The sequence below is a fragment of the Holdemania sp. genome, from assembly GCF_986127675.1.
The window spans coordinates 1-14,073 of record NZ_CFQZWI010000080.1 but is presented as its reverse complement, the minus strand read 5'-3'; the positions used below and the strand labels follow the sequence as shown (position 1 = coordinate 14,073).

Sequence of the window (14,073 nt, the reverse complement as noted above, 5' to 3'; positions counted from 1 at the left end):
TTTGAGCGCCGCCGCGCTGCAGCGGGAAAATACGAGCGTGGAAGATTTACGAACCGAGTTGATCGCCACGCTGGACGAAGTAATGAAGGAGGAATAAACGATGAAAGTCATTTTATTAAGCGATGTCAGCAAGGTAGGCAAGAAAGGCGCGATCGTGGAGGTTGCCGACGGATATGCCCGCAACTTTCTGATCCGCAACCGTCTGGCTGTTCAGGCTACGGCCAAGAGTCTGGAAATTCTGGACGAACAGAAGGTTCAGGCGAAGCTGAACGAAAAGGAAATGGAAGCTCAGGCCCGCGAAACGGCGGCGAAGCTGGAAAAGATCATGCTTCAGTTCTCGGTTAAGAGCGGCAAGGAAGGCCGCGTCTTCGGTTCCGTATCGACGAAGCAGATTGCCCAGGAATTAGAGCGCAAACACGGCATTCATATCGACAAACGCAAGATTCTCGATACCGCGCCGATCCAGAGCCTCGGCGTCACCAATGTCCGGATTGAACTGTATAAGGACGTGATCGGGACGATCCGCGTCCAGGTTACAGGAAAAGAGTAATCGCGTATGCGGCAGATGCCCAGCAGTATTGACGCCGAACAGTCGTTGTTGGGTTCGCTCTTCATCTATCCCAACAGCGTCCGCATCGCGTCTGAAGAAGGACTGCGCAGTGAAGAATTCTTTTTAGAAGCACATCGCAAAATCTACGCCGCCGTGGAAACACTCAACGGCGAAGGCAAACCGGTCGACGCCGTATCGGTAGCCAGTCTTCTGACCGATCAGGGACTGTTGGCTTCAGTCGGCGGTCTGGAATACATCATGCAGCTGGCGGACAGTTCCGTAACCTCCGCCAGTACGAAATACTATATCGAGCTGATCCAGTCCAAAGCGTTATTGCGCAATTTAATTGAAACCGCGCAGAATATCGCCGAGGAAGGGATGCAGAATGCCGGCGACATGGAAACGATGATGGACATGGCGGAAAAGCAGATCCTCGACGTGACGCGCCGGCGCAAGACGACCGATTTTAAATCCAGCAACGAAGTCGTAAACGAGGTCATTGAAAATATCCATAAAATGAGCGCGCAGAAATCCGGCGTGACCGGCGTGGCGACGGGGTACCGCGATCTGGACAACACGACCAACGGGTTCCAGCGCGGCGACCTGATCATCCTGGCGGCCCGACCTTCGATGGGCAAGACTGCCTTCGCGTTAAACGTCGCAATGCAGATCGCGCAGCTCAACCATCAGGCCGCGGCGATCTTTTCTCTGGAAATGCCTGCCGAGCAGCTGATCTCCCGTATGCTTTCCGCCAAAAGCCGGGTTCCGGGCGGCCAGCTGCGCACCGGCTTTCTCAACAACAACGAATGGAACCAGCTTAACGAAGCCGCTGCCGATTTGAAGGCGACGAAGATCTTCATTGACGATTCTCCGAACGTGCGGGTTTCCGAGATTCATTCCAAATGCCGCAAGCTTCAGGCGGAGCACGGTCTGGCCGTCATCCTGATCGACTACATTCAGCTGATCACCGGCAGCGGCCGCAATCCCGATAACCGCCAGCAGGAAGTTTCGGAGATTTCCCGCGGTCTCAAAGGGCTGGCGCGTGAGCTGCAGGTGCCGGTCATCGCTTTGTCGCAGCTGTCCCGATCTGTTGAAAAACGTGAGGACAAGCGGCCGATGCTGTCCGACCTGCGTGAATCCGGAGCCCTGGAACAGGATGCCGACATCGTTATGTTCTTATACCGCGATGAATACTATCAGCGGGAAAAGAGCGAGGAAGGCACGGAAAAAACAGAAATTAACATCGCCAAGCATCGTAACGGTCCGACCCGTCAGATCGAGCTGGCGTTTGAACGCAACATCAACGCCTTTTACAACTATGAGAATCAGAATGGGTAACGACCCCGAAAGGGAGGATTGAATGAAAAAATGGATACCGATTGCCGCCGCGCTGGTTTTAAGCGCGCTGATCGCCGGGCTGTGGCCATCCCTCTCCCGGGCGAATCAGGTTGTCGCGGCACAGGGAAAGGTGGAAGAAAGTTTGCTTCCCCAGCAGGTTGTAAGTCTTTCCGCTCAGCCGCAGACGGTAAAAAAAATCTATAACGCCGGAAAACTGGTCGGCGTCGTCAACGATTACGCGAAAGTCGAAGCACTGTTGGATGAAGTCTACCACAGCGTTTATGAGGATGATTTTCCCAATACCCGTCTGGAGCTGGGGGAAGATCTGATCGTGACCGACGAGCTGAGCTACACCCGGTACGAGAATATCGACGCGGCGATTTGCGCGTACTTGAAGGAAAACGATCTGTTTTCCGTCGAAACCAACCGGATTGACTTTTCGGATGAAAACGACGTGTACGCGACGATCTACGTTAAGAATCTCCAGGATTTTTATGACGCCCGGGATCAATACCTGTTGAATTTCGTGTCCAAAGAGACGCTGGATACAGTGCGGATGGGACAATCCACACCGGAGCTGAAGACCTACGGCACCCGCGAGGTCAGCATCGACGTGCTTGAGAAAATGACCGTTACCAATGGCCGGGCTTCATCTTCCAATATTCTGAAAGACAAGCAGGAAATCCTGCACTATTTAAGCTATGGGGCCGACCCGAATCTGGAAATGAAATACTACACGGTTGTCGAAGGCGATATGATCGACGGCGTCGGCACGAAGAACGGGCTGTCCGCCCAGCAGGTCGTGTCGATCAACAGCGATCAGCTGGACAATGTCGATCAGCTGATCCAGCCGGGCATGGTGCTCAACGTCACCAATTTCCAATCTCCGATTACGATCAAGGTTACCAAGGAGCGCGTCGCCAAAGAAGAAGTTTATCCGGAGGATCCGATTTACAAGGAAGATCCGAATATGAAGGAAGGCTCCTCCGTCATTGACGTGCATGCTCAAAATGGTTCACGCAACGCGTTCTATGAGGAAGTCTGGATTAATGGCGAGAATACCGGCGGTACGCTGGTGTCCTCGATTATCACCCGCCAGCCGGTCCGCGAAGAAACGCGCGTCGGCACGAAGGTCATCCCGGGCTATGGCACCGGTACATTCCGCTGGCCGGTTGACAATCCGTCGATTACCTGCCGCTGGGGCTGTTACAGAGGGCATCAGGCGATCGACATCAAGAACTCCTATAACCGCTATGGTAATCTGTATGCGGCTGACCGCGGCACGATCGTAGAAGCCAGCTACAGCCCGATTAACGGCTACTATCAGATCATTGACCACAATAACGGCTATAAGACCTATTACGGCCACATGAATCAACCTGCCTTCTTCAAAGTCGGACAGAACGTCGAAAAAGGCGAGATTATCGGCCAGATCGGCATGACCGGCCGGGCGACCGGGCCGCACGTTCATTTCTTCATCATGAAAAACGGCGTGCGTCAGAATCCGTGCAACGGGTGGCTGCCATGTTAGGCTCGATGGAATTTTACCTGTTGGCGAGCGGTTCCAAGGGTAACTGTTTTGTGTTAAAAACCGCCGCCACGCAGATCGTGATCGACTGCGGCACGACCAGGACTTATTTAACACGCAGTTTTCACATGATCGGTGTAGACTATCTGAACACAGAAGCACTGTTGGTCACCCATGGTCACCGCGACCATACAAGCCAGCTCAAGATGTTTTCCGGTGTTGAAGCCTATGCGGCTTTCAGTCTGGAAAACCGTGCGGATCAGCACTGGATCAAGCCCTATACGCCATTTCAGGTGGGCGATCTCAGAGTGACGCCGCTGCCGCTGTCCCACGATGCTGAAAATACCGTTGGCTTCGTTTTGGAAACGGCGCAGGAAAAGCTGGTTTACATTACCGATACCGGATATGTTCGGGAGGAATGCGTGCCGTTGATCGCCGATGCGGACTATTATGTGATGGAAAGCAATCACGATGTGGGAATGTTGATGCAGACCCGCCGTCCCTATCCGATCAAAATGCGCATTCTTTCCGACAGCGGCCATCTGTGCAACGAGGACTGTGCCCATCTGCTGACGCGCTTAGTCACGCCGCGGACTCGTTCGATCTTCTTGGCGCATCTCAGCGAAGAAGCGAACCAGCCGCAGCTGGCCCGGCAGGTCAGCGCCGACGCTTTGAAACAATGCGCCTGCCGAAAGGATCTGGTGCTGAAAGCCGCGGGACAGTATGAAATACTCATGGGAGGATGCCGATATGAAGAAAGGCTTGATTCTGCTTACCGCCCTGCTGGCGTGCTGGAACTTGGTTCTGACCGTTGAGCTGTGGCAGGTAAAAAAAGAGAAGTCACAGGAACCGCCGACGCAGGATCCGCAGCAGTCGACGCGTCCGGTTTCGGTCGTTACCTCGGATATCACCAAGATCGTGGAGCGTAGCGAAGCGAAGGTGACCGGCGTGTCGGTGCTGGATGAGACTGGCGAAGATCTGATCGCCAGCGGCAGCGGAACGATTTACAGTACGACCAGCGAGGCCGTGTATATCATAACCAATCAGCATGTCATCACTTCCGGCGGCCCGATCCACGTATCGTTTGCCAATGGCGAACAGCTGCCGGCGGAGTTAGTCGGAGCCGATCCCTATACCGATCTGGCCTTGCTGAAGGTGATTCCCGATTTCCGGGCCGAAGCCTTCGATCAGGGCGATTCGTCGCTGTGCAAAAAAGGCGAGTGGGTCATGGCGATCGGACATTCGATGGGGGCGGAAGCCGACGGCAGCGTGACGGTCGGCGTGATTTCCTCCAAAGACCGCACGATTTCAATGGATGTGGATAAAGACGGAACGGACGATTGGGACATGCTTGTGCTGCAGACCGACGCGGCCATCAATGCCGGCAACAGCGGCGGCCCGTTGATCAATATGAACGGCGAGCTGATCGGCATTACGACGATGAAGCTGCAGGGGAATTCTACCGAGGGCATCAGCTTCGCGATTCCGATCAACGAAGTCACGACGATTGTGGAACAGCTGAAGGCCAGCGGCAAGGTCAACCGGCCGTTTGTCGGCATCAGCGGCAAGGACGTCAGCGCTCTGACCAGCTATCAGAAAAGCTATATGGGCATCAGTCTGGATCAGACCGAAGGTCTTTTGGTCACCAAGATTGCTGAGGAATGCCCGGCTGAAAAAGCCGGCGTGCATGTCAACGACATCCTGATCCGTTTCGACGGATCGCCGGTGGACAGCTATAAAACCTTCCGCAAGCTGCTGTATGGCAAAACGATCGGCGATCCGGCTGAGCTGGTCGTTCTGCGCAACAATCAGGAAGTCAAGCTGAGCGTGACGATTGAATGATCCGGGTGATCGCCGTCGGGCGCATTAAGGAAAAACCGATGCAGCAGTGCATCCAGGAATACCTGAAACGGCTGCAGCCGTATTGTAAGACGGAGATTGTTGAAGTCGACGACATCGCCGCGCCGCAATCCAATTCCCCAGCGCAGAACGAGCAGGTGAAGCAGAGGGAAGGCGAACGGATTCTGGCGAAGCTGAAAAAAGAAGAAACCGTGGTTCTGCTCGATTTAAAAGGCAAGTCCTATACTTCCGAGCAGCTGGCAGAGCAGATCCAGCAGATTTTCAGCTACCAGGGCAGTCAGATCGCTTTCGTCATCGGCGGCTCGCTGGGCGTCAGTCCGGAAGTGATCGCCCGGGCCGATCTGCGCTGGAAGCTTTCGGATCTGACATTTCCCCATCAGCTGTGCCGTTTGTTGGTTCTTGAACAAATTTATCGAAGTTTCAGGATTTTAAATCACGAACCTTATCACAAATGAAAGCGGTGACTGAAAGCCCTATCGTTTCTTCACTTTCTTCTTGTAACACGTTCAAAAATGAGTTAAAATGAATTCAGGTAGAGCAGGAGGTAAAAAACAAAATGAAACAGATTTCTGTATTGGTTATTGATCCAGTTGGCTTACATGCACGTCCGGCAACGGTTGCAGTCAACGCTGCCAGCAAGTTTAAGAGCGAAGTGAAGGTTGCTTATAAAGGACGTTCTGTCAACATGAAATCCATCATGGGTGTTATGTCCCTGGGCATTCCGACACAGTCCGAAGTGACGGTAACCTGTGAAGGCGAAGACGAAGAAGTCGCAATCACAACAATCGAAGAAGTTCTGCGTGCACAGAAAGTAATTGCATAAGTTGGATTGAATAAGAAGATGCGCGGCATCTTCTTTTTTTTCCAAGGGCTATGTAAGCGCAAACATTGTCGAAATTGATCATCAAGGGAGGAAAAACTATGATCGAAGAATTGTATCAGCGGTGGCTGAATCATCCGCACATCGACCCGCAGCTGAAAAAAGAGCTGGCGGGCATGAGTGAGAAAGAAAAGCAGGATGCGTTCTATACGAATATTGAATTTGGTACGGCGGGCATGCGCGGTCTGTTAGGCGCGGGCACCAACCGCATCAACATCCACACGATCCGCAAGGCGAACGAGGGCTTTGCCCGCTACATCGTCGGCTGCGGCGAGGAAGCGATGCGCCGGGGCGTGGCGATTGGTTACGATAACCGCCACATGTCCAGCGAGTTCGCACGGGAATCCGCGGCGGTCTTAGCGAGCCATGGGATTACCAGCTATGTTTTTGAAACACTGCGGCCAACGCCGGAGCTGTCCTTCGCTGTTCGGAATCTGAACTGTTTTGGCGGCATCATGATCACCGCTTCGCACAATCCGCGGGAATACAACGGTTATAAGCTGTATGATGAAACCGGCTGTCAGTTAGTGCCGGATTTAGCCCAGCAGGTCATCGATCAGGTCAACGCCGTCGAGGATGAACTGGCGATCGATCCGCAGCTCACATCCGCGCAGCAGGAGCTGATCCACATGATCGGCAAAGACGTCGATGAAGCTTATTATGAAAACGTGCTTTCGATTCAGTTAAATCCGGACGTCAATCGCGATCTGGTGGAAATCGTCTTCTCACCGGAACATGGCACCGCCAACATTCCGGTCCGCGAAGTCTTTACCCGCGCCGGTTATCATTTCACGCCGGTTGAGGAACAGTGCACGCCGGATCCGGATTTCTCCTGCACCAAGACTCCGAACCCGGAAGAAAAGGGGGCTTACGAGCTGGCGTTAAAGCTGGCTGAAGAAAAGAAGGCCGATATCATTCTGGTCTGCGACCCGGATGCCGACCGGATGGGCGTCGGCGTGCTGCATGAGGGCGAGTATGTGCTGCTCAGCGGCAACCAGAGTGGTTCCGTTTTGATCGAATACATCCTTTCTCAGCTGCAGGCGAAAGGCAAGATGCCGCAGAATCCGGTGATGTTCAATACGATCGTTACCAGCGATCTGGGTGAAAAAATTGCTTCCAAATACGGTGTGGAAACGGAAAAGACGCTGACCGGCTTCAAATTCATCGGCGAAAAAGTCGCCAAGTATGAAAAGACGCAGGCCAAGAACTATGTGTTCGGGTATGAGGAAAGCTACGGTTCTCTGATCAAACCGTTTGTCCGCGATAAAGACGCGCCGCAGGCTTGTCTGATGCTGGCGGAAGCAGCTTGCTTCTATAAGGCTCAGGGCAAGACGCTGGTCGACGTGCTGAACGGTCTGTACGCCGAACTGGGCTATTACAAGGAGAGCCAGACCTCGCTGACGTTGAAGGGTCAGAAGGGTGCGCTGCGGATCAAAGAGATTCTGGACACGCTGCGCAAGGACAAGCCGGCGCAGATCGGCGGTACTGCGGTTGCCGCGATTGAAGACTATCAGGAAGCAACCCGCGAGGAAAACGGCGTGATCGCTGCTCTGGAGGGCTTCTCCAGAAGCAACGTGCTGAAATACTATCTGGCCGACGGTTCCTGGATAGCGATCCGTCCAAGCGGCACTGAACCGAAATGCAAGTTCTATTACTGCATCAAGGGAACCAGCGCGCAGGATGCCGAAGCCAAGACGGAAGTCATGCAGAAAGCGATTGCCGATTTAGTCGCATAAGTGAAGAATAAAAGAAATCAGATCCCGATAGTCAGGATCTGATTTTCTTTTTCAGCAGTTCTTTGACTTGTTTTCGCTGTTCGTTTTTGTCTTCAACCCGAGTGAGGACTCCGATCAAAGAGGTGAATTCATCCATACCGAGCATATCGACGGCATGTTCATCTCGTTCGCTCAGGTCCATCCGCTGACTCAGGACAACCTTGATCAACGCTCGCTGACCCGCTTCCCAACCCTTGTGGAAACTTTCTTCGCTTGCCCTTTCCAAGCGGCGCTGCTCGTCGACTTTATCAAACTGCGCGCGCATGCAGGCGATTGCCATCCGGGTGTTACTCAAATAATCGGCCCGGCTTTCTTTCTTTTCCTGATCGGATTTCTCAGGCTGCGGATTCAAGCGCCGCCGACTGACGAGCGCTTCGATTTGTTTTCGCAGATCTTTGCCATCTTCAAGGCTGTCCAAAATTTGCACTAAGGCGGCAATGTCGTCTTCTTCAAGCAGAAAGATCAGACGTATCTCACTTTCCGTTAACGCCATCCGCTGTTGGACAAGGTCTGTGAATAAAGCCCGCCGGCCTTCGATCAACCCTTCCGCTTTGCCCGCTTTCCAACCGTTATCCCATGCTTCTTCTTTATTGCCGCCAAGCACTAACCACTCGTCAATGTCATTAAAATAATCCCGGATCCGGCAAAGCAGCGAGTCCGTATCCTGCAAAAAGTCCAATTCCTCTTCAGTCATCTGCCAATCGCTCCTTTTATTATTAATTCATTTGAGTTTATTATAACTCAAAAAGGTTTTTGAAGCAAGCGCCTGAAAATGATTTCCTACCTGAAGCGTTGATTCTTACAGTTACAGGTGATGATGAAAACAGATTATCTGAATCCTCCCATCTGCTTTCCCGGGATTGGAGTATAAATTCCGAAAAAAATTCTTGAACTGAAAAAAGCCTTCCTGTATAATACTTCCGTTGAACGAAGGGGTTCATGAAAAGTCAGCTTTTCATGTCCCCTTTTCTTGTTGAAATTGAGGTGAAGCCGATGCTGAAAAATAAGCAAATTTCCTTCCATCCAGTTCAGGAACACGAGGTCCGGTTTAACCGGCTGATCTTTGGCGGATTGCCTGAAGAAATGTCGGGACCGGCGATGAGACGGGGATATATCCGCTGTCCGCTGTCCACACTAACAGAGGAAAGACAGGCGAAACTCAATGTTAACTGTATTGTTGGTGAATAATGCGCTGAGCGCACAGACGCGCTTAACGAGTTTAATCCGCCGCTTCGGCGGACAAATCATGGGGCAGGTCAGCACTTTGACGGCAATGTTTCCGCTTTTGAAGCAGCAGCCGATTTCGCTGGTCCTGATCGATTTGCCAACCCAGGAAGCGGCGTCGCTGTCCCGTTTGCTTCAGCAGGCGGCAAGTTATCCGGACACCTTGTTTTTATTTTGGATTGCAGCGGGAATGCAGCCTGTTTCCCCAATAGATAACGTGTTGTTCTGCCAACGGCCGGTGCGGCTGGATCCCGTGCTGAATCAAATTGTGAGTGAAGCTCCGGGTCTGCTTCAGCGAAGTTCGGCATTGAAGGCGCTGGCAGCGCAAAGCGGACAGATCCGGCGGGCGAAGCAGGTGCTGATGGAAACGGGCATGAACGAAGACGAAGCCCATCACGCGTTGGAAAAGATGGCGATGAATTTACGGATCAGCCGTGGTGAAGCGGCCCGGCAGATCTTAACTGAGAACGAACAAAAGTGAGGAGATCAAAGCAATGAAATATATTTTTGTAACCGGCGGCGTCGTATCGGGTTTAGGAAAAGGTATTACCGCCGCCTCGTTAGGACGTCTGTTAAAATCCCGGGGATTAAAAGTTGCATCCCAGAAACTGGATCCCTATATCAATGTCGATCCGGGCACGATGAGTCCTTACCAGCATGGCGAAGTGTTCGTCACTGAAGACGGGGCGGAAACCGATCTGGATCTGGGGCATTACGAACGATTTATCGACGAAGACCTGAACCGGTTTTCCAACCTGACGACCGGCAAGGTCTATTGGAACGTTTTAAATAAGGAACGCCGGGGTGAATATCTGGGGGAAACCGTGCAGGTGATTCCGCACATCACCAATGAGATCAAAAAATTTATTTATTCTGTCGGCGAATCCTCCAACGCGGACGTCGTCATCACGGAGATCGGCGGCACAATCGGCGATATCGAAAGCCAGCCGTTTATCGAGGCGATCCGTCAGATTTCATTAGAGGTGAAAAAGGAAAACTGTCTGTTCATTCATGTGACCTTGATTCCCTACATTGAAGGCAGCGGCGAACTGAAATCCAAGCCGACCCAGCATTCCGTCCGCGAGCTGCGCGCCAACGGCATCACGCCTGACATCATCGTCTGCCGCTGCGACCAGCCGCTGCCCTCCGTGCTGAAAGAAAAGATCAGTCTGTTCTGCAATGTCCAGCCGGACTGCGTGATTGAAAACCGCACTGTTCCGGTGCTCTACGAAGCGCCGCTCATGCTTCAAAAGCAGCATTTATCCGATAAGGTGTGCGAGCTGCTTCATCTGGATTGTCCGGATTGCGATCTGCGCGAATGGAATCAAATGCTCGATCGGATCCGTCAGAGCCGCAATCAGGTGACGATCGGTTTAGTCGGGAAATACGTGAAGCTGCGCGATGCTTATCTGTCAGTGGCCGAAGCGCTGCGCCACGGCGGTTATGCCAACGGAGCCCAGGTGGAAATTCGCTGGATTGAAGCGGAAACCGTCACGGAGGAAAGTGCGGAAGCGATCCTGGGGGACTGCGATGGAATTCTGGTTCCCGGCGGCTTTGGCGACCGCGGCGTCGAAGGCAAGATCATGGCGGCGCATTACGCCCGGAAGCATCAGATTCCTTACCTGGGGATCTGTCTGGGCATGCAGACGGCGGCGATAGAATTTGCCCGGTATGCGCTGGGCTATGCCGGCGCGCACTCCCAGGAATTTGATCCGGCCAGTCCGCATAAAATCATCGCTTTCATGGCTGATCAATCGGATGAACTTGAGAAGGGCGGCACAATGCGTTTAGGCGCCTATCCCTGCCTTATTCAGCCGCACTCGCGCTTAGCTTCACTCTATGGCTGCGCCCAGATCCAGGAACGTCACCGCCACCGTTATGAGTTCAACAACGCGTACCGCGAGGAATTTGAAGCACACGGAATGCGGATCAGCGGAACCTCGCCGGACGGCCATCTCGTTGAAGCAATCGAACTGGCAGATCATCCGTATTTCGTTGCGGTGCAGTATCATCCGGAATTCAAGAGCCGTCCCAACAAGGCACATCCGTTATTCTCCGGTCTGATCGCAGCGGCGCTGAAACGTCGCAACCCAAAGAACGGACAGGACTGAAACCCAAAGCGGGTTTTCGCTCAGCATTTATCCAGGAGGAATAGAAAAGAAAAATCCAATCCTGCTTAATCGAAACGGCCCAGCTGATCCGCGGAATATTTGATGGAATGAAGTTGCAATTCCTTTTGAGCAAAGCTCAAATGACAGGCAGGACAGATATTTCAATGTCCTCAGAGCACAATGTCCATGCGGGAAAAGGAGAAGTCTGGAAGCGATGCTCAGCCGTCCTCATACCGCAATAAAACAAAAACAGAATACCTTGAAAACCCTCGAGACCATCCTGAATTCAGAATGACCTCAGAGCCAGCCGGCAGTTTTAAACTGATCCGGTTTTCTTTTTGTCCCCTTTCCGATGGATAGTAACAACTTTAGTGTAAACGAGTTCTGGAAGTAGTTGACAACTTTTTTGTTTGAGCATATAATATTAACAGATTTAGACCGTTGGATGATATGATAACGCGCTGTGAGATCATGCTTCAAGAGGTGATTTCGAGCGCGTTTTAGCTTATTGACCCATTAAGTTCTAAATTCAATAAGGAGGGTATTTCATAATGAATACTGGAAAAGTAAAATGGTTTAACGCTGAGAAGGGCTACGGATTTATCTCTGACGACAACGGACAGGGTGATATCTTCGTTCATTTCTCTGGCATCAACGGCAGCGGCTACAAGTCCCTGGAAGAAGGACAGAAGGTTTCTTACGACGTTGAAAACGACGAAAGAAGCGGCAAGACACGCGCAGTCAACGTTACCGTTCTTTAATCAAAACCATCTGCTTTGAGGCCTGCGGGCCTCTTTTATTTTATCCGGATTCATGGAAAGAAGACGGAAATCCGAAGTAAGTATATTGAAGGAGGGTCTATGATCAAATCCTTAAGTGAAGCTGAAATGACCGAGGTGTATCGCCAAAGGATGAAGCGGGATTTCCCGCCGAACGAATTAAAGCCGTTAACTCGGATTTTAGCGCAGAAGCGGAAACATATCGCGCTGTGCCTCGGTTATTTCAAACAAGATCAGCTGATCGGTTATGCCGTGCTGCAACAGGACGAGCGGCAGCGCTGTCTGCTGCTGGACTATTTCGCGATATTTGACCACAACCGCGGACAGGGCGTGGGAACCTGCTTTCTCAACGAGTTGAAAACGATGTTTGCCGATCGGGAAATGATCGTTATTGAAGCGGAAGCCGCAGTCACGGAACAAGCGCGGAAACGGATTGCGTTTTACCAGCGCGCCGGGGCGCGAATAAGTGGAATTCAGCTGCATCTCTACCATGTTGATTACGCTGTGCTGACGCTGGATCTGGCGGCCGTGCTGGATGATACACAGGTGCGCCGACGGATTACAGATCTCTATCGGCGGATTTATCCGGCATTTTTCCGCAAACTCTACCTGCGCATGGAATAAAGGAGAAATGGACAATGGAGAAAAAAATGGAAGAAAAACTTCAGGTTCTGATTCAGCTGGCGACGTTATTGAACGAGAATCAGATCCTGTGGGCCGTCGGCGGATCGCTGCTGCTGTACTTCAATGGTTTGGTTTGCGACTTTCACGATCTTGATCTGATGATCGACGAACATGCGTGCGAACAGGTTGCGCGGTTGTTCAGCCCGCTTGGAATCCGGCATCCTCAGCTGCCGTCGCCGCAGTTTCATACGCAGTGCTTCATGGAATTTACGATCAGCGGCGTGGAGATTGATGTGATCGGTAATCTGGGAATCGAACATGAAGGCCAGATCGTTTCATTTCCGCTGCAAAGCGAGGAAATTGAGGGACAAATCATCCTGGGCGGCCAGCGGATACCGCTGCACTCTTTGCGGCAATGGGAACGTTGTTATGCGCTCATGGGCCGGACGGAAAAAGCGGCGATGCTGCGCCGGGCGCGGGAAGCGGAAGAATTGGGGAAGGCCATAAAAAAATCCTGACAGACAAAAAAAGAAACTGCGAAGTGGGCGATCAGCCTGTTTTCAATGAGAAGGTAATCATTTACCGGAATTTTCCATAAGCGGTAAACACCGCGAAGTCAAAGAAAAGCGGGGCTTTGAAATAAGAAAGGGCTTTCAAAAGACGACAAGAAAAGATTGAACTGTCCGGCTCAATGTTGTAATATGATAGTAGGTAAAACACAGGCGAAAGCCGCTCTCTTTTTAATTGAGATCTGGAGGAACGAAGATCATGATGCTGAAAAAACGCTGGAAGGAATAGACATGTTCAGCGGTTTTCGGCATAAAAGAAAAGAGAGAGAAACAGGAGGAAATCCATGAATCAGACAACACTCATTGAAAGCTTTCATCAAGGGCACTGCATTGACGCTTACGAGCTTTTCGGCGCTCATTTCACGTATGAACGAGTTAACGGCGTGCGGTTTACGGTCTATGCGCCGCATGCGCGCAGCATCCAGGTCGTCGGTGATTTTAACGACTGGAACGGCGAGAACGCAAACATGGAGCGGCTGCCGGAAGATCAGGGGATCTGGAGCCTGTTCATCCCGGATTTAAAAGAAGGGCAGTTGTATAAATACCGGATCGAGGATTCAGCCGGCAACGTTTTCGACAAGTCCGATCCGTATGCTTTCTACAGCGAGATGCGTCCGAACAGCGCTTCGGTCATCGTCAATCTGAAAGGCTTCCAATGGAAAGATCAGATCTGGTTGGGCGAACGTTCCAAGAATTTCTCGGAACCATTAAACATCTATGAGGTCCACGCCGGCAGCTGGAAAAAGAACGGTCCGTACTGGTTAAGCTACCGCGAACTGACGAAGGAGCTGATTCCCTACGTCAAGGAGCATGGTTTTACGCACATCGAGCTGAT

Annotated in this window: 16 protein-coding genes; 15 read left to right on the top strand and 1 reads right to left on the bottom strand. The window is 52.0% G+C overall.

Annotated features, from left to right (window positions below; all coding sequences use genetic code 11):
- Positions 1-100: 100 nt before the first annotated feature.
- From rplI to AC5OW4_RS11480, 8 genes are all read left to right on the top strand, one after another.
- A complete protein-coding gene (gene rplI / locus AC5OW4_RS11515; RefSeq protein WP_072685654.1) occupies positions 101-550 on the top strand; it encodes a 50S ribosomal protein L9 in 450 nt (149 codons plus the stop codon).
- Between the two features lie 6 nt (positions 551-556).
- Positions 557-1,888 (top strand): replicative DNA helicase, encoded by a 1,332-nt coding sequence (gene dnaB / locus AC5OW4_RS11510; RefSeq protein ID WP_072685655.1) that lies wholly within the window; start codon positions 557-559, stop codon positions 1,886-1,888.
- Between the two features lie 22 nt (positions 1,889-1,910).
- Positions 1,911-3,419, top strand: coding sequence for a M23 family metallopeptidase (locus AC5OW4_RS11505; RefSeq protein ID WP_072685656.1), 1,509 nt, complete (start codon positions 1,911-1,913; stop codon positions 3,417-3,419).
- Entirely contained in the window at positions 3,413-4,231 is an 819-nt protein-coding gene (locus AC5OW4_RS11500) for an MBL fold metallo-hydrolase (protein ID WP_072685657.1), read from the top strand. The genes AC5OW4_RS11505 and AC5OW4_RS11500 overlap by 7 nt, the downstream gene beginning before the upstream one ends.
- A complete protein-coding gene (locus AC5OW4_RS11495) occupies positions 4,167-5,258 on the top strand; it encodes a S1C family serine protease (protein ID WP_072685658.1) in 1,092 nt (363 codons plus the stop codon). Before AC5OW4_RS11500 ends, AC5OW4_RS11495 begins: the two co-directional genes overlap by 65 nt.
- On the top strand, positions 5,255-5,731 hold the full coding sequence (rlmH, locus tag AC5OW4_RS11490) for a 23S rRNA (pseudouridine(1915)-N(3))-methyltransferase RlmH (protein WP_072685659.1): 477 nt from the start codon (positions 5,255-5,257) through the stop codon (positions 5,729-5,731). The genes AC5OW4_RS11495 and rlmH overlap by 4 nt, the downstream gene beginning before the upstream one ends.
- Before the next feature lie 101 nt (positions 5,732-5,832).
- Entirely contained in the window at positions 5,833-6,099 is a 267-nt protein-coding gene (locus AC5OW4_RS11485) for an HPr family phosphocarrier protein (RefSeq protein WP_006057571.1), read from the top strand.
- A 98-nt stretch (positions 6,100-6,197) separates the two neighbouring features.
- Entirely contained in the window at positions 6,198-7,892 is a 1,695-nt protein-coding gene (locus tag AC5OW4_RS11480; RefSeq protein WP_072685660.1) for a phospho-sugar mutase, read from the top strand.
- 31 nt (positions 7,893-7,923) lie between these two features.
- Here the strand turns inward: AC5OW4_RS11480 and AC5OW4_RS11475 are convergent, their stop codons facing one another.
- Positions 7,924-8,625, bottom strand: a complete 702-nt coding sequence (locus AC5OW4_RS11475) for a hypothetical protein (RefSeq protein WP_072685661.1) — start codon at positions 8,623-8,625, stop codon at positions 7,924-7,926.
- A gap of 299 nt (positions 8,626-8,924) precedes the next feature.
- Here AC5OW4_RS11475 and AC5OW4_RS11470 point away from each other — a divergent pair, with 299 nt between their 5' ends.
- The 7 genes from AC5OW4_RS11470 to AC5OW4_RS11440 all read left to right on the top strand — a co-directional run.
- Positions 8,925-9,119 (top strand): hypothetical protein, encoded by a 195-nt coding sequence (locus AC5OW4_RS11470; RefSeq protein WP_139248663.1) that lies wholly within the window; start codon positions 8,925-8,927, stop codon positions 9,117-9,119.
- Entirely contained in the window at positions 9,094-9,636 is a 543-nt protein-coding gene (locus AC5OW4_RS11465) for an ANTAR domain-containing protein (RefSeq protein ID WP_083538665.1), read from the top strand. The genes AC5OW4_RS11470 and AC5OW4_RS11465 overlap by 26 nt, the downstream gene beginning before the upstream one ends.
- Before the next feature lie 13 nt (positions 9,637-9,649).
- A complete protein-coding gene (gene pyrG, locus AC5OW4_RS11460) occupies positions 9,650-11,266 on the top strand; it encodes a CTP synthase (RefSeq protein WP_072685664.1) in 1,617 nt (538 codons plus the stop codon).
- A gap of 551 nt (positions 11,267-11,817) precedes the next feature.
- Positions 11,818-12,027 carry a cold-shock protein gene (locus tag AC5OW4_RS11455; protein WP_006057580.1) on the top strand — a complete coding sequence of 70 codons (210 nt, stop codon included), beginning with the start codon at positions 11,818-11,820 and terminating at the stop codon, positions 12,025-12,027.
- A gap of 99 nt (positions 12,028-12,126) precedes the next feature.
- A complete protein-coding gene (locus AC5OW4_RS11450; RefSeq protein WP_072685665.1) occupies positions 12,127-12,669 on the top strand; it encodes a GNAT family N-acetyltransferase in 543 nt (180 codons plus the stop codon).
- 14 nt (positions 12,670-12,683) lie between these two features.
- Positions 12,684-13,187, top strand: coding sequence for a nucleotidyltransferase domain-containing protein (locus AC5OW4_RS11445; protein WP_072685666.1), 504 nt, complete (start codon positions 12,684-12,686; stop codon positions 13,185-13,187).
- 335 nt (positions 13,188-13,522) lie between these two features.
- Positions 13,523-14,073: GlgB N-terminal domain-containing protein (locus tag AC5OW4_RS11440; protein ID WP_493676983.1), on the top strand; the 551-nt coding region annotated here is incomplete at its 3' end.